Genomic DNA, 16,921 nt, shown 5'->3' on the forward strand with positions numbered 1-16,921 from the left:
TGCGAGGGCTTAGTCGGTATCGATGCCGCGTGCGGCGAAGACCTCCGCCGCGTCCGGCACGGCCAGGACGCCGTCCTCCACGAAGGTGACCTCCCGCAGGTTGGGCAGCAAGGCGAGGTCGTCGAGCGAGCGGACGTCGAACAGGTCGTCCTCGCCGTCCCAGGCGGGGGCGCAGTGTCGGAAGACGTCCGCCCCGGCGTCGAAGCACAGCTCCTCGACGCGGGCGAGCAGCTCGGCCGGGATGTCCAGGGCCTCGAAATGGGCCCGGGACTGCGGCAGTACCTTCGCGTGGAGGCCGTTCTTCAGGGCGTAGGAAGCGGGGTCGGCGATGCCCCGCTCGGCCAGCCGCGCGGGCAGGTCGTAGACGGGGAGGAGCGGCTTGGGGCCGTACATGAGCTGCTCGATGACGAGCAGCTTGAGGTTGAAGTCGCGGAACTGGCGCATGGGACATGGGTACCACAGAGGTACGACACGGGTCCTCCGCTTAGGAGCGTCTTTCCGATCATCGGATCGCTGGTCCGGTCGTGAGAGATGGGGAGATTCCTGACGCCGCGTGGGCGGTGATCGAGCCGTTACTGCCGCCTGGGGGCCGGGCCGGTGGCCGGTGGCCGTGGCGGGATCACCGCCAGGTCGCATCGTGTCCAAGTACCGCACCGGGCTGGCCTGGAGGGACCCATCAAGGCCACCGTCCCCGAACGCGTTGACCAACTCACCGCCGCGAACGGCGCCGCGAACGGCCGTGCGGGTTCCACAAGACGCCTACCCGCGCCGCAACGTCGTAGAACGGCGCTTCCACCGCCTCAAACTATGGCGCGGCATCGCCACCCGCTACGACAAACATCCCGACCGCTACCTCGCCGCCATCACCCTCGCCAGTACCCTCACCTGGCTCGGCCGATGACCGACAAGACGCTGCCTGGGATCTGTCCGGGCGACCACGCGTGGGGGTGGATACAACTGATCCTGCCTCGACATATACAAGCCCTGGAAGGCTGGAGGATGGCCTATCGTCGCCGTATGACGGCGACAGACGGCGCTGAGATCGCCTCCGACGATGTCCTGACTCTGCTGGTCCAGCGCATTCCTGAAACCCGGCGTCTGGTCGAGGAGAAGCACGGGCTGCGGCAGGACGAAGCGCCGCCGACAGTCGACACAGGGGACGATCTGTACGGGAACCTGCTCAACCTCTTGACGAGGCCGGTCCTCCAGCCGGCCCTGGAACGTGCGGAACCGGACAGCGACCTGCTGTGGCGATGTTTCGGCTTCGTGGAGGACGTCTACGCCGACACCAGCGAGTATCGGCGCGGAGCCGTCTATTTCCAGGTTCTGGAGTGCCTGCTTGAGGCAAGGCCGTACCTGGAGAACGCCATCCCCTACCTGCGAGGGCCGGTTCGGGAGGCGGTCTCGCACATGCTCATGCACTACGAGGTCGAGGGCTACGAACACGGCCTGCCCTCGACCTGAACGAACAACGAGGGAGCAGCCGTTTGTCCCCCGGGTGATCATGTGTGGAGCCAGACAGTGAGGGGATCGCCTTGGCCGGCCCCGGGACCGTTCGGCGCGACCGGCGACCGGCACCGCCTTCGCCGAGGACTTCGCCGCCACCTGGCGGCAGGCCGATCTGCTGTGCCGGGCCCCACCAGGCGGTCGCACCGTGCGGACACGCCATGGCGACGCCATGCTCCTGTCGGAGTTCCTCCTCACCGCGTCGTGGAGGTCGCCGTCCACGGCCTCGACCTTGCCGACGCACTCGGACACGAAGGACCTCGGCGCCCGTCCGTAACCCCGTCTCGTACGAGGACCTGTGCGGTGTGGTGAAGTCGGGTGGGTCGAGTTCGACGAGCGGCGGCCGGTCGTACCGCTGCCGGGAGACGGCGCGTCCGGGATCCGGGTGGAACTGTGGGAACGAGGCCCGAAGGTGGCCCAGTCGGCCCACATGGAATTGGCCTGTGTGAGCGGGCAGTCGCACAGTAGCGTAGGCGTAATGACAACAAGATCCACTTCGGCTGACCGGCCCACGTCCGTGGCCTTGTCCGAGGCGCCGACGCGTCAGGCCCGTAACTCCGCCGCCTTCTGGATCGCCACCGGGCGATCCCGGGGCCATGAGATCGTCCGGCGCCGCGGATTCGTCGCCGTCGACGGCGACGAGCGTGCCGGCACGCGGGTCCTGATCCAGGAACCCGGCCTCGACCCGGGCGAACTGGCCGAGCTGAGCGAGCTGGTCCGCCGGGCCGTGGGCCCGGTGAACGCCGAGGATCCGTTCGGCTCGACCGACCTCAGCCACCTGGGCATGCGCAACTGGCAGATGCCGGTCATGCTGCGCCCGCCCGGGCCGGTCGACACACCGGCGCTGGAGGTGATCCGGGTGCGGCGGCCCGAGGACCTCCGGGCGGCCGAGCGGATCGTGATCGAGGGCTTCGAGCTGGCCGGATTCGAGCCCTACCGCCCCGGCGAGTTGTTCCCGACCGCGCTGATCGAGCAGCCGGGCGTGGACGTGTTCGTCGCCCTGGACGGCGGCGTGGCCGCGGGGGCCTGCGTCAGCGTCGTGGACGACGGCGTCGGCAGCCACTACTGGGTCGGTACGTCGCCGGCCTTCCGGTCGCGCGGCGTGGGGCGGGCCGTGATGCTCGGCTCCCTCGCCCACCTGGCGGACCTGCCGGTCACCCTCACCGCTTCGAAGCTGGGCAGGCCGCTGTACGAGTCCCTGGGATACACCGTCGCGGCCCCCTCGACCTGGTGGGCCTCGGCTCCCGTGACTCCGTCGCGGTAAAGCCGCCGGCTCGCCAGTCCCCCCGCAGGATCCCGACCATGTGACCAGGTCTGGACAACGACGAAGCCCCAGGTCACTGACCTGGGGCCAAGGCGGACCGGATCGCAACGTCCGCTGGGGTCTCCGTGAAACGTCGTGGCTCTCGTACCGTCTCTCGGCCCGCAAGGGGGTGCCAGTGCGCCCACAGAAGTCCCGGCGGGCCCGTTGAGTCCGTCGGCGCAGCTTCTTCAAAGTCCGCGACAGTCGCACAGCGGATCCAGAAGCAAGTCGGAGTGCTGGCATCTGACCTGCAACCCGCTGGCCACCGCGACCACAGTCGAGAAAGACGGCACCCTGTCCCGCCGGGACCCTGGCCGACCAACGGCAGGAAGGCGGACAGGCGGCTCTACGGGGCCGCGCTGACCGGCCCCGGTACGCACTGGAGCAGATACCAGCCGTCATCAGATGAGCGGCTCGGGCGCGGGTACAAAGCCGGCCGCGACGGTCGGTTCCGGTGGTGGTGGTGGAAGCGGTCGCGGGCACGCGCGGACGACGCCGGGTCCGGGGTTCGCAGACGGGCGGAGGACCTCCAGCGCCGCGCGACGACCCATTCCGTGCTGGCCGATGGCCAACAATGGGTGAGACTCCCGCACCAGGGCTCCCCACCCTCGCTGGACCGGGCCGCCAGCCGCTCCCACCGGCTGTTCGTCAGGCGTCGACATGGTCGGTCAGGATGCAGCCCTCGACGATTGCCGGCTGGGTGGTGGACTGCGGCGGAGCCACGTAGTGGGGCGCGCAGTTCAAGCCGAGGGTGCCGAGGGACAGCATCTCTCTCTCGTCGCTATCGGTGGCGAAGATCCGGGCAGCGAAGTTCTGTCCAATGAACCAGCGGGTCCGCGTATCGCCCTCACCTGCGGCCAGATCGGCTGCCTGGCGTGCCTTGAAGGCAGCCTCGAAGCGGGCCATGTCGCTGACGACCAGCAGTTCGTGGCCGTTGGCGCCGGCGTCTCTCCCGTCGCAGGTGACCCGTTCCCTGATGCCCCACTCGGCGTTCGTCTTCGCCGTGTCGGAAGCGGCGTCCTCGGAGGTGGCATCGATGTCGCTGAAGGCCGTGTCCTCGGGCTTCGTGGAGGCGGACGTGCAGGTCGTGACGTTGCTGATCAGCCGTATCAGCTCGTCCGCACCGGCAACCTTCGCGAGCTGGGCTTCAGCCCCGGCGCTCGCGCCCGCGGTACCGTCACCATCCGAGCCACTTCCACCCTGGCCCCCGCTCTTGCCGTCGGGTACCCGGCTGCTCTGGTCACCGGACGATCCTGCGCCGTCCGCGCAGGATGTGGTGCCCATGAGGGCCAGGAGAGCGACGGTCGCCGCAACGGCCTGCTTGGTACGCATGAGGGGCCTTACCTGAGGTCGGGAATCGGAAGACCACCGGAACCTAACCGAATTGATCAACGAACAGCAAAGGTGTACCAGCCGCGCGAGACCACACCCGTCGGGCACATGCCGAAACGCTCTCGGCCCAACACTCACTCGTATGGTCCCGGCGCACTGGCGGGTGGGTCGGGTTCATAGGCGCAGCCGCGCGTCAGGTGGTGACCTTTCAGCTTGTTGATCTTTATCAACGTTGAAGCCGGGGTCGCGGGAGCGGGCGGGAGGCGCTGGACGGGGCGTTGGCGGTCTTGGCCCGCGCGCTGCCGGGACCGCTGCGATGCTTGGGCTGGTGAACGGGGGCCCCGGGGAGGCACCGATGTCCGGATTCGCGAGGAACCCGAAGTCACGGCAGCCAAGGACGCGGTCCGCTGATCTGCGCCCCTGCGGGCAGCCCCATCGACGGGGATGCCGTGAGGGCAACGCACTCGCGTCCCCCACTCGGTTGCGCTCTGAGCTCAGGGCCAGGGCCGCCTGTTCGTGGAGTGTGCGGGCCCGGCCGGGTGCTCATGAACCGAAGGACAACCCGCCGCAACAACGAAGCAGAGTACGGGCCAACGTCCCCGGCTCTGGCCGCGGGCGGCGGCGGCAGCACGGCAGAGGATCTCATTGAGATCCTCAGGATCCAGTCTCTCGCCTGTCCAGGATCAGGGGTCAAGGCCCCGAGAACGAGGCACGATTCCTGGACCGCTCGCGGACGCGGTCGTGGACGGTCGACGTACGTGTCAGCTGACCCTGAAACCGACCGCCATCGTCAGTTCAAGGACCCGCTGTGGCGATGCGAGATCCGGAAACAGCTCCCGCAGTTGCGACATCCGGTACCGGACCGTCTGGGGATGGACGAACAACGCCGCCGCCACCTCGTCCCGCCTGCCCTGGTGCAGCAGCCACGCCCGCAACGTCTCCTCCAGCCGCCGTGCGGTCGCGACAGGCAAGGTCCGCAACGGTGCGAGGGCTCGGGCGCGCAGATCTGCGAACGCGTCCATATCGGCGCTCAGCACCAGCTCGGGCAGGTGGTCCTCGACGTCGCGAATATCGCTGGAGAGGGAGCGCGCGCGTACGGCTCGTGCGTACGAGGCGGACGCACGAGTCCATGGCCGGGCCGGTCCGACCACCGCAGTGCGGTCGGTCAGCTGCCGCAAGAGATGTGATCGGTCGGCATCGGGGACGAGCAGCACACCGGTGGCGTCCGGCAGATCGTCGAGGACGAGGGTGCTCGGGTCGAGCGCGCGGTAGGCAGGCCGGGCCTGGGCGGCGGGCAGCAGGACCGCGGTCAGCGAAACCGGAGGCTGCCACCCGGCCTGTTGAGCAGAGACCAGCAGCACGTCCGGGCTCGCGCCGGCGAGGAGGTCGCGGGCCAGGTGTTCCAGGTGGCGCTCGTGGGCTCTGCCCCGGGCGGCCAGTTCGTCGGCGTGGCCCGCGGCGCTCGCGGCGGAGAGCTCGTCGATGTAGGCGAAGGTCAACTCGGCGAACTTGGCGACCTGGGCGGCCGGCAGACCTGCGGGTACGGCACCTGCTGCCAGGCATCGCCAGGCCACGCGGGCACCGACGCGGTAGGCGCTGAGCAGGGCGTCCATCGAACGGCCGTCGCGCACCTCGCCGCGGCCCAGCTCGTAGGCTGCGTCACCGGCGTCGCCGCCCGTGGCGTTCCCGCTCGCGAGGTCCAGGTAGTGCCCCAGGGCGGTGCGGACCGCTCGGCGGATGGTGGCACCCATGTGGCCCGAGAGGGCGTTGGCGTAGGGAGGGACCTCGTCGATGATCGCCTGGACGACCTCGTCGGCGGTGGTCTTGAGCGCGGCCCGAAGTGCGGTGACCGTCGTCTCGTCCAGGGCCAGTTCGCTGGCCCTCCGGATTGCATGGCTCACGATTTTGTTTCCTGCGAACAATTCAGGCGATCAGTTTTACGTCTTGCGGTCAGGACTTTACCCCTTGAGGCACAGCAAGCTGGGAGCCATGACGAGTGCAGCCCTTCGCAGCAGGGCGTGGAAACTGATGGAGATGGTCACGACGCCGCTGCTGCCGTCGGACTACCTCGACCTGGTCAGCCCGCTGCGTGCGGGCGCTGACCTGCGTGGGCGCATCGAGGCCGTGCAGCCCGAGACGGGTGACGCCGCGACGATCGTGATCAGGCCGGGGCGGGGCTGGCGCGGCCACACAGCCGGTCAGTACGTGCGGATCGGGGTCGACGTCGACGGGGTGCGCCTGTGGCGTGCCTACTCCATCACCTCGCCGACGAACCGCCAGGACGGCCGCGTCACGATCACCGTGAAGGCGATCCCGGACGGCAAGGTCAGCAACCACCTGGTCCGCAGGGCGAAACCGGGCACGCTGATCCAGCTCGACCAGCCGGCCGGTGACTTCGTGCTGCCGCAGGCCAAGCCCGCCAAGGTGCTGTTCCTGACGGCCGGCAGCGGCATCACGCCCGTGATGGGCATGCTGCGCGACATCGACTTCGACGACGTCGTCATGGTCCACTGCGCGCCACAGCCGCAAGACGTGATCTTCCGCGACGAACTGCACGACATGGTCGCGGACGGGAAGCTGCTGCTCACCGAGGTGCACACCGACACAGACGGCATGCTCGACATCACCCGTGTCGACGAACTCGTGCCCGACTGGGCCGAGCGCGAGACCTGGGCTTGCGGGCCCGCGGGCCTGCTCGACTCCGCCGAAGAGCACTGGAGCGAGCACGGCGTACAAGAGCGCCTGCACACCGAACGCTTCCGCCCCAGCATCGTCGTCGCCGGCGACGGCGGCGAGGTCACGTTCAGCGCCACCGGCAGGACCGTAGACGCGGACGGCGCCACGCCGTTGCTGGACATCGGCGAGGAGGCCGGCGTGCTCATGCCCTCCGGGTGCCGCATGGGCATCTGCTTCGGCTGCATCACGCCGCTCAAGGCCGGCGCCGTCCGCGACCTGCGCACCGGCACGATCACCGAGGCCGAGCCGGGCGTCCTCATTCAGACCTGCGTGTCCGCCGCGGCGGGCCCCTGCGACATCGAACTGTAGGAGCAACTTGACCGCCATCGACCCCACCGCCCACCTGACCGCGGAGCAGATCGAGGACCTTGGCCGCGAGCTGGACGCGATCCGCGACGAGGTGATCGCCAGCCGTGGCGAGAAGGACGCCGCCTACATCCGTAAGGTCATCTCGGCGCAGCGCAAGCTCGAGCTGATCAGCAGGGGGGTGCTGCTGTTCTCGATCTTCCCGCCCGCGTGGCTGCTCGGCACCGCCGGCCTGTCCGTGGCGAAGATCATGGACAACATGGAGATCGGCCACAACGTCCTGCACGGCCAGTGGGACTGGATGCGAGACCCGAAGATTCACTCCACCACCTGGGAGTGGGATCACGTCTCTCCGTCCGAGCAGTGGAAGCACTCGCACAACGAGCTGCACCACACGTACACCAACGTGATCGGCAAGGACAACGACCTCGGCTACGGCATCATGCGCGTCGACGAGGACCAGAAGTGGCACCCCTTCCACCTCGGCCAGCCGCTGTGGAACTTCATCAACGCCTGCTTCTTCGAGTACGGCATCGCAGCGTACGACCTGGAGCTCGGCAAGAACCTGCACAAGCGCCGCCGCAAGAACCCGGAGTTCCGCACGCGGGCCAAGGCGGTGGGCCGCAAGATCCGCAAGCAGGTGCTCAAGGACTACGTGATCCACCCGCTGCTGTCGGGCCCGTCGTTCCTCAGCACGCTCGCCGCCACGTTCACCGCGAACCTGGTCCGCAACATCTGGTCCCACTCGGTGATCATGTGCGGGCACTTCCCCGAGGGCGTACAGGTCTTCGAGCGCCGGTCGATCAAGGGCGAGACGCGCGGCCAGTGGTACCTGCGCCAGATGATGGGCTCGGCAAACATCAGCGGCAGCAAGGCCATGCACTTCATGACCGGCAACCTGTCGCACCAAATCGAGCACCACCTGTTCCCGGACCTACCGAGCAACCGGTACGCCGAGGTCGCGGTAAAGGTGCACGCGCTGTTCGAGAAGTACGAGCTGGAGTACGTCACCGGGCCGCTCCCCAAGCAGGTGTTCTCCGCGTGGCGCAAGGTCTTCCGGCTCTCCATGCCGAACAAGAAGCCCAAGGTCAAAACGCCGGACCGCGAGCGGGAGCTCGTCGCGACCTGATTCCCTGTATGGGTTCAGATCTTTCGGCCGTACCGGCGGCACCGCCGGTCCGGTCAGCCGCGGTGGAACGGGTCTGCGCCTGCCGGCCGGTGCCTTCCTGTCGGCGCGGTTCCCTCGCCGCCGGGAACCTCCCGGCCTTCCCGGCGCCACTGCCGCCCGAGGGCGTCGTAGATCGGAGAATCCGACACCCACCCTCCGCCGCCCGCCGGCACGTCGGCGAAACTCTCTGCGCTGAAACGTTCCGGTGCTCCATGAGCAATCCAACGACCCCACGCCGGGCGCCGTGGCGGCCCGTATCCCGACCGTCACCAGGAGCCCGCGACGGGGTGACGGGCCTGCCTTGGGCGCCGACGGTTCGCGGTCAGTTTCCGAGGACGAGCAGCACGCGGGCCGCGTTGGCCAGGTCTTCAGGGACGGTGGCGGTGCCGGTCGGGGGCATGAGGTGCCCGTTGGCGCAGTCGCCGGGCTGCTGATGGTCGATCTCCCAGTCCCAGCCGGCCGGAATCGCGGGGGAACTGGTGGCGTAGAGAGGCTCTCGGCAGGAGCGACACCCATAGAAGGACTGCCCCCTCACCCCGGCGCCCCCTCACGCGGACGCGCCACGACTGCCCCACGTGGACGCTAGGACCCGGCCCGGCATGCTGCTGTGCATGGCGGCGGTACCCGGCCCCTGCTCGATGGGGCGACCGCGCGGGAGAGGGCGATGCACCACCACGGACGAGGGCCACGCGCAGTCGCGCAGCCCTCGTCCGGTGCGCGTCCATTGCCTCTGGGACGCCGGCCTGGCTTCCGTCGTTCGGGTCGCCCGCTACCGGGCGGCGGGGAAGCCGAGCCGATCTCGGTGCCCGAAGGCGGAGGTGGGGAGGGTCAGGCCGGGGTGATGTTCTCGGCCTGCGGACCCTTCTGGCCCTGGGTGACGTCGAACGTCACGACCTGGCCCTCCTGGAGCTCGCGGAAGCCCGAGGAGTTGATCGCGGAATAGTGGGCGAAGACGTCCGGGCCGCCGCCGTCCTGGGCGATGAAGCCGAAGCCCTTCTCCGCGTTGAACCACTTCACAGTTCCCGTAGCCATATCCATGCCTTCCAGTCGATGAACGCCTCCCACGATGCGCGGAAGGCGGAGGTGATCGCCCTGGTTCCTGCGGCACAGCACAGCAAAACACCCACACCGAGGGTGTGGGAACTTCCGAACCACGACAGCTAACGGGGACGGTACACGTCCGCACACCCCGTCACCAGAAGGGCTCCCCCAAGTGGGAACGGACCCGCCGAGGTACGGCGGATCGCGCACCGTCTCAGGCCGCAGCCGGCGGGTCGGCCGATTCGGCGGCGCGGCGGTATTCGGCGTTGATGCGCTGGGCTTCCTCGAGCTGGTCCTCGAGAATGATGATGCGACACGCGGCCTCGATGGGGGTGCCCTGGTCGACGAGTTCACGGGCGCGGGCGGCGATGCGCAGCTGATAGCGGGAGTAGCGGCGATGGCCGCCTTCCGAGCGGAGCGGGGTAATGAGGCGGGCTTCGCCGATGGCGCGGAGAAAGCCCTGGGTGGTGCCGAGCATCTCGGCAGCCCGCCCCATCGTGTAGGCGGGGTAGTCGTCGTCGTCAAGACGGCCAAGCATGTCTTCTGCGGTCATTTCACCTCTCTGCGAAACGCGTGGAGGGGCCCGGGGGCCAGCTGGCACCCGGGCCCCGAAGGAACTGCTACACCATCTGCCGGCCCTGTTCTTGCGCCGGCCTTCTGTTTCCGCCGACCCGACCTGAGCTTCGTCGGGGATGCGGGGATCGCGGATGCGTGACCGGAGACCACCTCACTGACGATGTCCTGCGGTACCCGGACTCGCGTGGCGTCCGGGCGATCCTGATGGCGCCTCAACTCCTCCGTTCTTCCCTCTGGTGATCAACTGTTACCTGCGGGAACTTCTGTACTGCTGGTGATGCGAACTGCGGGTACTGCTCCACTCGGTACTACTGGTGATGCGAACTGCTGAGTGGCCTGCAGTAGCGCCACTCTTCGGCAGCCAGCCCCGTCGCCCATCCTGCGTCTGCTCTGGCTTAGAACCCCACTGCCGAACTTCCCGGTGCGCGCGCCCGCAGCCCGACGCCTTCACCAGGGGTACCGCTCACTGACTCACTGCTGGGTACTGCGCACTGCACTCACGGGTACCGCACCTGCCATGACCGCGGTCCCGCGCTGCGGCGGCCCCTGATCACTGCGGGCCACCCGGTCCGGCCGTCAGTCCCGTCACCGTCCTGCAAATTCCCTGGCTTCGGAACTCCACCGCCGCACCGTCCTGCGAACTGCAACTACCTGTACTGCTGGTACCGCTTGCCGGCAGTTCGTCTCTGCCAGGCCCTGCTGTCTCTCTGGGCTACGAGAGAAACCATAACCACGCCACCGTCTGATGTCTACTCCGGCCGACATAGATTTTCGTGCGTTCGACAGCGAGGTAATCCCTCTCGAACGGTGATGGTTCCGGGACGAGCCGGGTCAGCGGGCGCCAGCCGGGGCACAAGCCGACAGGACCAGACGTCGACGATCCAGAACCGGGGCGCACTCATGGGCACGACGAGTGTCAAAATCGCACCCGTCCTCGGGCGACATCCGTGGCCGGCGCCCGCGACAGCGCTCGGGAGTTCCTCGGAGGTCTCGTACCGGCGCTCGCACCCGAGACCGCCGACGCCGTGGTCCTGCTCGTCTCCGAGCTCGTCACCCACGCCCTGCGCCACGGCGGCGGGGCACCGGAGGCTCGGCTGGCCCGTGGTCAACCGCCTCAGAAGCGCGGCGCCGGGCGGACAGTCGACCAGACCGGCCGCGTCTCCCCCGCGAGAACACCGAGCTCCCCCGCGACGTGACCGGGCTGGTCGACCTCCGTCACCGCGGCCGTCGTTCCCGTTTCATGGGGTCCTCTCGTCCTCCGCCCCAGGTCCATCCGAAAGAGCCACTTCACACGGCTCGGGTCAGTCGATCTCCATCGCCTGCGCCGCGTCCGGTACCTGTTGGGCGGTCACGCGGTGGGACAGCGGGTCCACGACGCTCCGGCTCCCGGCGGGGGCGGCGCCGATGGAGCCCGTCAGCGTGACGCCGAGGGCGGCCAGGGCCGCGCTCTTGGCGAGCAGTCGTCCCGGGCGGTGGGGCGACCTGGTCCTCGGCTCCGCCTTCGTGGGCGTGGTCCGGCCGCTCGGGAGCGTACCGGGCGAGCGCCGGACTCCGGAGGGGTGCCCGGGGTCCCCGGGCGCCGTCGCCGGCTGCGCGGCGTGCGGGGCGTCGCACGCGTCGGGGATCGGCAGCACGGCGAGGGCCTTCTGGCACGTGCGGGCGTCGGGTCGGCGGGAGGCCTCGTGCGCTGTCATGGCCGTCAACAGCTTGCCGAGTTCCGGGGGGAGTCCGTCGGGTATCTCCGGCGGACGGTGCAGCCGTGCGAGCGCCGCCTCCAGGGGCGGGCCGCCGTACTCCCGTTCGCCCTTGAGGGCCTCCAGGAGTACGAGTCCGAGGCTGTATACGTCGGCCCGTGGCCCCGTGGTCCGGCCGAGTGCCTGTTCCGGTGCCATGTAGCAAGCCGTCCCCATGAGGATGTCCTCGCCGTCGGTGGCCGGGGCGGCAGCGCCGCTCGCGGCGTCGCCGGGCGCGGCCGTGGGGGCGTCGGCGGTGGCGAAGCGGCGGGAGATCCCGAAGTCCGTCAGGCGCGGGGCGCCGGTCCGGTCCAGGAGGATGTTCGACGGTTTGACATCACGGTGGACTATTCCTGTTCCGTGCACATGGGCGAGTGCGGAGGACAGCGCGACCCCCATGCGGCAGGTCTCGGACACCGAGAGCACGGAGCGGGCGAGGCGCCGGCGCAGGGTCGTCCCTCTGACGAGCTCCATCACCAGGAAGGGACGGCCTTCGTCGCGACCGGAGTCGAAGAGGGTCACCAGACCGGGATGCTGCAGCTGGGCCAGGAGACGTCCCTCGTTGTCGGAGTGCTCCTCCGTCCGGGTGTCCCTGCGGCGGAAGACCTTCACCGCGACGGGCCTGCGCAGCCGGAGGTCCACGGCTTCGTAGACGTCGGCTGCTCCGCCTCTCCCCAGCAGGCCGTCGAGCCGATACCGGCCGGCGATGGCGTGAGCCGTCAGCCGGGTGTCGGGTTGGACGCGCCACGGACGGACCTGCATCTCGGTTCTCCCTGTGTTCTGTTCCGTTGCCGCCTTGTGCCGTCCGCCATTTCGTCGACGAGCGGTGTGCCGCCCTTCGCCCCGCCCGGTGCGGACGATCCGGTCTGGGCTCTTGTCGCCTCCGAACGTCTCGGCCGTGCGGCCTCCGCGTGGGGACCTCGGGGTACGGGTGCCCCGGATGCCACGGGACATCCCTGTGACGTCCGCGCATTCGGCCGACGCGAGCGGCCGGTCGCTTTCGGGCGTCCGCGCTCGGGCGGTGGAGGGCACCTTCCGGGTGCTCCCGGGGGAGGCGGCGTGAGCTCTCTGCCCCGTCGCGGGTGGTTCGCGGTATCGGAGGGGTCGGGGAACGGGCGCCACTGCGCCCGTCCGTGCGCCCGCGCGCCCCTGCGTGAGGGATGGCCGTGGCCGGATCTCGCCTCCACGATGAACCGCGTCCCGTCCCGCCCGCCGCGGCCGGGACGGTGCGCGTCCGGCGGCGCCAGAGGACAGGCCCGTACACGCGTCACCACTTCGGCGATCCATACGGGGGGATCCATGGGCAGGCGCTGGTTGATCACGGGGTGCTCTTCAGGCCTCGGAAGGGCGTTGGCCGCCGCGGCGGCACGGGCGGGGCACGAACTCGTGGTCACCGCCCGCAAGACCGCGGACCTGGAGGACCTCACCGCCGCCTGGCCCGGACGGATCGTCCCGGTGCCACTGGAGCTGCGGGACCCGGCCTCCTGCCAGGAGGCCGTCCGGACGGCCGTGGACCGCCTCGGAGGCATCGACGTCCTCGTCAACAACGCCGGCGTCGGTCTGTTCGGCGCGGTCGAGGAGGTCTCCGACGCCGAACTCCGGGAGCAGCTGGAGATCCTGGTCGTCGGGCCCTGGAGACTCACGCGGCTCGCCCTGCCCCTGATGCGGGCCCAGGGGCACGGCCACATCCTCAACGTCTCCTCCGTCGTAGGCCGGATGGCCTTCCCTGGCCTCGGCGCCTACGTGGCCGCGAAGCACGCGCTGGAAGGCATGAGCGAGGCTCTCGCGGTGGAGGCGGCCCCGCACGGCATCCGTGTCACGGTCGTCGAACCCGGCATGTTCGCCACCCGCTACGGCACCGCCATGACGGAAGCCGCCCACCGGGTCCCCGCCTACGACGTGACCAACCGCGAGATGCTCGAAGGCGCGCGCGGACTCGCCGACAGCCCCGAGACCGGACGTCCCGACGACTACGCGGCACGAGTCCTGGCCATCGTCGACACCGAGGGCCCCACGCCCCTGCGCATCCCGGTCGGCGCCGACGCGTACGGCTATCTGGACGCTGCGGAACAGGCCGCCCGCGAGGAGTACGCCGCGGCGCGGGCTCTGGTCGACGGGCCACCGCCCGCGGTCTGACGGACCGTCGCACCGCGGCCTGGGCCGCGAGGCCCCCGTCGTGCCCCGGCCGTCGGCCGTCAGGAGCGGGGCCGTTCGTGCGGACCGGAGTCATGCGCGGGGCCGTTGTTACCTGTGCGTTCCGCATAGGTGGAAGGTGACAGCGGCGACTGTCGGGGGCCTCGGGGGACGTGACAGCGTCGTGTCCGTCACCGACCGAGGGAGTGCGCAGTGAACAAGGGGTACGCGGTGTTCTGCGACGCCGACCGTCACTTCTACGACGCGCCGCACCGTCTGGTCTTCGCCGAGGGAGCGGGTGACGCGCTCTACCGGGCGGCCGCCCTCCCCGTACCCGAGGGCTGGACATCCCACCGTACGGGCGACTGGCTCGCCCTGCGCCCCCTGGACCACGCGCTCCCGTCGCAGGGCTGGAAGATCCACGTCTCCGCCTGTCTCGACAACGCGGAGGCGATCCTCGCCACGGTCCGCGAGTACTGTCTGGGACAGGACGTGGCCTTCAAGTTCGTCCCCAGTCGCTACCTGCTGCACCAGCGCAACGCCAAGTACGCGGACCGCTCGGCGAGCGGCAAGTTCATCACCGTGTATCCGGCCGACGACGAGCAGTGCGAGCGCGTGGCCACCGATCTGGCGGGGCTGCTGGAGGGCCGACCGGGTCCGTACATCCTCAGCGATCTGCGCTGGGGCCAGGGCCCCGTGCACCTGCGGTACGGCAGCTTCACCCTCCGCCACTGCTACGACGAGCACGGGGAGCTGCGGCCGGCCGTCGAGGACGGGTCAGGCACGCTCGTACCCGACCGGCGCGACCCCGTCTTCCACGTGCCCGCCTGGGTGGCTCCCCCCGCCTTCCTGCGTCCGCACCTGGAGGCCAGGGCCTCGGTGACCGTCCAGGACATGCCGTACGACATCGAGAAGGCGCTGCACTTCTCCAACGGCGGTGGAGTGTACGAGGCCCGGGACCGGCGGACCGGGCGGCGGGTCGTTCTGAAGGAGGCGCGGCCGTACGCCGGCCTCGCCGCCGACGGGGCGGACGCCGTGACGCGGCTGCACCGCGAACGAGAGGCGCTGGAGCGGCTCTCGGGGCTCGCCTGCACGCCGGAGGTCCTCGACAGCTTCACGGTGGGCGACCACCACTTCCTGGCGCTGGAGTTCGTGGAGGGCAAGCCGCTCAACACCTTCTTCGCGCGGAGGCATCCGCTGATGGAGGCCGATCCGTCGGCGGAGCGGCTCGCCGAGTACACGGAGTGGGCGCTGCGGATCCACGGGCTCGTCGAGCGGGCCGTGGCCGCGGTGCACGCACGCGGGATCGTCTTCAACGACCTGCACCTGTTCAACATCATGGTGTCCGAGGACGAGTCCTCGGTGGTGCTTCTGGACTTCGAGGCGGCCCAGCCCGCCTCGGAGGGCGGTCGCCAGACCGTCGCCAACCCGGCGTTCGTGGCGCCCGCCGACCGGCGGGGGTTCGATGTGGACCGGTACGCCCTCGCGTGCCTCCGGATCGCGCTGTTCATCCCGCTCACGAGTCTGCTCGCGGTGGACCGGGGCAAGGCCGCGCACCTGGCGGAGACCGCCGCGGCGCGGTTCCCGCTGCCCCCCGGTTTCCTGGCCGAGGCGGTTCGGGAGATCACTCGCGACCCGGCCGGCGGCCGGTCCGGCGGGAGCTCGCGGGCGCCCGGCCGTCCGGCGGACCGCTCCCGGTTCCTGCCCATGGAGCCGGGCGACTGGCCGAACAGCCGTGACTCCATGGTGGGCGCGATCCTGGCGTCGGCGACGCCCGAAAGGGAGGATCGTTTCTTCCCCGGGGACATCGCGCAGTTCGCCACCGCCGGCGGGGGCATGACCTTCGGACACGGCACCGCCGGAGTGCTCCACGCCCTGCACGAGAGCGGGGCGTCCCGATGTCCGGAGGCCGAGGACAGGCTCCTGCGGCACGCCAAACAGCCCGACTCCGGCACACCGCTCGGCTTCTACGACGGGCTCGCCGGCGTCGCGTGGACCCTCGAACGACTCGGGCACACGGCTGCCGCGCTCGAACTGGCCTCACTCGTCGCCGAACAGGACCACGAGGGCCTCGCCCCCGACCTGTACGGAGGGACGGCCGGTGTCGGCCTCGCCCTGGACGCCCTGGCCACCGCCACCGGTGAGAGCGGCCTCCACGCGGCGGCCCTGCGCTGCGCCGAGCTGTCCGCCCGCCCGCTCCGGACGGGCGGGCGACCGGCGGGAGCAGCGGGAACGGCGGGAGCGGCGGGAGCGGCGGGAGCGGCAGGCAAGGTGCGCACGGGACTCCTGCACGGCTCCGCCGGACGGGCCCTGCTGTTCGTGCGGCTCTATGAGCGCACCCGGGACACCTCCCTCCTCGACCACGCCGCCGAGGCACTCCACGACGACCTGAGCCGCTGCGTCCGCGGTGCCTCCGGGACCCTGCAGGTCGACGAGGGCTGGCGCACGATGCCGTACCTCGGCGCGGGCAGCGTGGGCATCGGCATGGTGATCGACGACTACCTGATGCACCGGCGCGACGAAGCCCTGGACCGGGCGCGCCGCGAGATCGTGCGGGCGGCGCAGGCCACCTTCTACGCCCAGCCCGGTCTCTTCCGGGGCGTCGCCGGAATGGTGCTCCACCTCGCCCGTACGAACGTCCGCGGGCCCGGCACGACACCGGAGGACGTACGCCGCCAGATCGGCTGCCTGAGCTGGCACGCCATGTCCTACCGGGGCCGACTCGCCTTCCCCGGCGAGCAGATGATGCGCCTCTCCATGGACCTCTCCACCGGTACGGCGGGCGTCCTGCTCGCCCTCTCCTCGGCCCTGGGCGACCGCCCGGCCCACCTGCCGTTCCTTCCGCCGCTCCCGCGGCCCCACGAACCGGCCCCGTGACGGGGTCGCCCCGCACCACCCGTCCCCTACGAAAGGAAACGATCATGAACCTCTTCGACCTTCAGTCGCTGGAGACCCCCAAGGACGAGGCCATCGGCGATGTCGAGACCGGCAGCCGCGCGAGCCTCCTCCTCTGCGGTGACAGCAGCCTCAGCGTCACGACCTGTAACTGACCCGATCCGGCTTCCCGCACGGCGCCCCGAGCGCCGG

The 16,921-nt window shown here is 70.1% G+C and carries 15 protein-coding genes and 1 pseudogene; 9 read left to right on the forward strand and 7 right to left on the reverse strand.

Annotation, left to right across the window (positions count from 1 at the left end; all coding sequences use genetic code 11):
- Positions 1-9: 9 nt before the first annotated feature.
- Complete coding sequence (locus ACIP8Z_RS05460) at positions 10-444, reverse strand: DUF6892 domain-containing protein (protein ID WP_402079062.1); 435 nt, start codon at positions 442-444, stop codon at positions 10-12.
- 573 nt (positions 445-1,017) lie between these two features.
- On the opposite strand from ACIP8Z_RS05460, the gene ACIP8Z_RS05465 reads away from it, so the two are divergent.
- From ACIP8Z_RS05465 to ACIP8Z_RS05475, 3 genes and pseudogenes are all read left to right on the forward strand, one after another.
- Positions 1,018-1,464 carry a hypothetical protein gene (locus ACIP8Z_RS05465; protein WP_402079064.1) on the forward strand — a complete coding sequence of 149 codons (447 nt, stop codon included), beginning with the start codon at positions 1,018-1,020 and terminating at the stop codon, positions 1,462-1,464.
- 340 nt (positions 1,465-1,804) lie between these two features.
- Positions 1,805-1,891 (forward strand): annotated as a pseudogene (locus ACIP8Z_RS05470) (type II toxin-antitoxin system PemK/MazF family toxin); the annotation flags it as partial.
- A gap of 132 nt (positions 1,892-2,023) precedes the next feature.
- Complete coding sequence (locus ACIP8Z_RS05475; protein ID WP_402080781.1) at positions 2,024-2,770, forward strand: GNAT family N-acetyltransferase; 747 nt, start codon at positions 2,024-2,026, stop codon at positions 2,768-2,770.
- A gap of 687 nt (positions 2,771-3,457) precedes the next feature.
- Here the strand turns inward: ACIP8Z_RS05475 and ACIP8Z_RS05480 are convergent.
- A complete protein-coding gene (locus tag ACIP8Z_RS05480; protein WP_402079067.1) occupies positions 3,458-4,141 on the reverse strand; it encodes a hypothetical protein in 684 nt (227 codons plus the stop codon).
- Positions 4,142-4,902: 761 nt separating this feature from the next.
- Entirely contained in the window at positions 4,903-6,042 is a 1,140-nt protein-coding gene (locus ACIP8Z_RS05485) for a PucR family transcriptional regulator (protein ID WP_402079070.1), read from the reverse strand.
- A gap of 88 nt (positions 6,043-6,130) precedes the next feature.
- Between ACIP8Z_RS05485 and ACIP8Z_RS05490 the strand changes: the two genes are divergently transcribed.
- Complete coding sequence (locus ACIP8Z_RS05490; protein ID WP_402079071.1) at positions 6,131-7,186, forward strand: ferredoxin reductase; 1,056 nt, start codon at positions 6,131-6,133, stop codon at positions 7,184-7,186.
- 7 nt (positions 7,187-7,193) lie between these two features.
- On the forward strand, positions 7,194-8,312 hold the full coding sequence (locus ACIP8Z_RS05495; RefSeq protein ID WP_402079073.1) for a fatty acid desaturase family protein: 1,119 nt from the start codon (positions 7,194-7,196) through the stop codon (positions 8,310-8,312).
- Positions 8,313-8,673: 361 nt separating this feature from the next.
- Here ACIP8Z_RS05495 and ACIP8Z_RS05500 read toward each other — a convergent pair whose 3' ends face one another.
- From ACIP8Z_RS05500 to ACIP8Z_RS05510, 3 genes are all read right to left on the reverse strand, one after another.
- Positions 8,674-8,886 (reverse strand): hypothetical protein, encoded by a 213-nt coding sequence (locus ACIP8Z_RS05500; protein ID WP_402079075.1) that lies wholly within the window; start codon positions 8,884-8,886, stop codon positions 8,674-8,676.
- A gap of 293 nt (positions 8,887-9,179) precedes the next feature.
- The gene (locus tag ACIP8Z_RS05505) at positions 9,180-9,383 is read right to left on the reverse strand and encodes a cold-shock protein (RefSeq protein ID WP_030303412.1); all 204 of its coding nucleotides are present in this window, start codon (positions 9,381-9,383) and stop codon (positions 9,180-9,182) included.
- Positions 9,384-9,606: 223 nt separating this feature from the next.
- Entirely contained in the window at positions 9,607-9,945 is a 339-nt protein-coding gene (locus ACIP8Z_RS05510; protein ID WP_402079078.1) for a MerR family transcriptional regulator, read from the reverse strand.
- 970 nt (positions 9,946-10,915) lie between these two features.
- Between ACIP8Z_RS05510 and ACIP8Z_RS05515 the strand changes: the two genes are divergently transcribed.
- Positions 10,916-11,164, forward strand: coding sequence for a hypothetical protein (locus tag ACIP8Z_RS05515; RefSeq protein WP_402079080.1), 249 nt, complete (start codon positions 10,916-10,918; stop codon positions 11,162-11,164).
- 105 nt (positions 11,165-11,269) lie between these two features.
- On the opposite strand, the gene ACIP8Z_RS05520 is transcribed toward ACIP8Z_RS05515, so the two are convergent.
- Positions 11,270-12,463 carry a serine/threonine-protein kinase gene (locus tag ACIP8Z_RS05520; protein ID WP_402079082.1) on the reverse strand — a complete coding sequence of 398 codons (1,194 nt, stop codon included), beginning with the start codon at positions 12,461-12,463 and terminating at the stop codon, positions 11,270-11,272.
- Between the two features lie 537 nt (positions 12,464-13,000).
- Between ACIP8Z_RS05520 and ACIP8Z_RS05525 the strand changes: the two genes are divergently transcribed.
- The 3 genes from ACIP8Z_RS05525 to ACIP8Z_RS05535 all read left to right on the forward strand — a co-directional run bounded on the left by ACIP8Z_RS05525 (position 13,001) and on the right by ACIP8Z_RS05535 (position 16,884).
- Complete coding sequence (locus ACIP8Z_RS05525; protein WP_402079084.1) at positions 13,001-13,837, forward strand: SDR family oxidoreductase; 837 nt, start codon at positions 13,001-13,003, stop codon at positions 13,835-13,837.
- A 210-nt stretch (positions 13,838-14,047) separates the two neighbouring features.
- On the forward strand, positions 14,048-16,711 hold the full coding sequence (gene lanKC, locus ACIP8Z_RS05530; protein ID WP_402079087.1) for a class III lanthionine synthetase LanKC: 2,664 nt from the start codon (positions 14,048-14,050) through the stop codon (positions 16,709-16,711).
- Positions 16,712-16,755: 44 nt separating this feature from the next.
- Positions 16,756-16,884, forward strand: coding sequence for a SapB/AmfS family lanthipeptide (locus tag ACIP8Z_RS05535; protein ID WP_015037662.1), 129 nt, complete (start codon positions 16,756-16,758; stop codon positions 16,882-16,884).
- The last annotated feature ends 37 nt before the right edge of the window (positions 16,885-16,921 follow it).

The sequence above is a fragment of the Streptomyces sp. NPDC088553 genome (genome assembly GCF_044752965.1).
Classification (GTDB): domain Bacteria; phylum Actinomycetota; class Actinomycetes; order Streptomycetales; family Streptomycetaceae; genus Streptomyces.

Excerpts from the sequence above, each read along its gene's own strand:
- ACIP8Z_RS05460 (WP_402079062.1), bottom strand. The coding sequence starts at position 444 with ATGCGCCAGTTCCGCGACTTCAACCTCAAGCTGCTCGTCATCGAGCAG.
- ACIP8Z_RS05465 (WP_402079064.1), top strand. The coding sequence starts at position 1,018 with ATGACGGCGACAGACGGCGCTGAGATCGCCTCCGACGATGTCCTGACT.
- ACIP8Z_RS05480 (WP_402079067.1), bottom strand. The coding sequence starts at position 4,141 with ATGCGTACCAAGCAGGCCGTTGCGGCGACCGTCGCTCTCCTGGCCCTC.
- ACIP8Z_RS05490 (WP_402079071.1), top strand. The coding sequence starts at position 6,131 with ATGACGAGTGCAGCCCTTCGCAGCAGGGCGTGGAAACTGATGGAGATG.
- ACIP8Z_RS05505 (WP_030303412.1), bottom strand. The coding sequence starts at position 9,383 with ATGGCTACGGGAACTGTGAAGTGGTTCAACGCGGAGAAGGGCTTCGGC.
- ACIP8Z_RS05510 (WP_402079078.1), bottom strand. The coding sequence starts at position 9,945 with ATGACCGCAGAAGACATGCTTGGCCGTCTTGACGACGACGACTACCCC.
- ACIP8Z_RS05520 (WP_402079082.1), bottom strand. The coding sequence starts at position 12,463 with ATGCAGGTCCGTCCGTGGCGCGTCCAACCCGACACCCGGCTGACGGCT.
- ACIP8Z_RS05525 (WP_402079084.1), top strand. The coding sequence starts at position 13,001 with ATGGGCAGGCGCTGGTTGATCACGGGGTGCTCTTCAGGCCTCGGAAGG.
- ACIP8Z_RS05535 (WP_015037662.1), top strand. The coding sequence starts at position 16,756 with ATGAACCTCTTCGACCTTCAGTCGCTGGAGACCCCCAAGGACGAGGCC.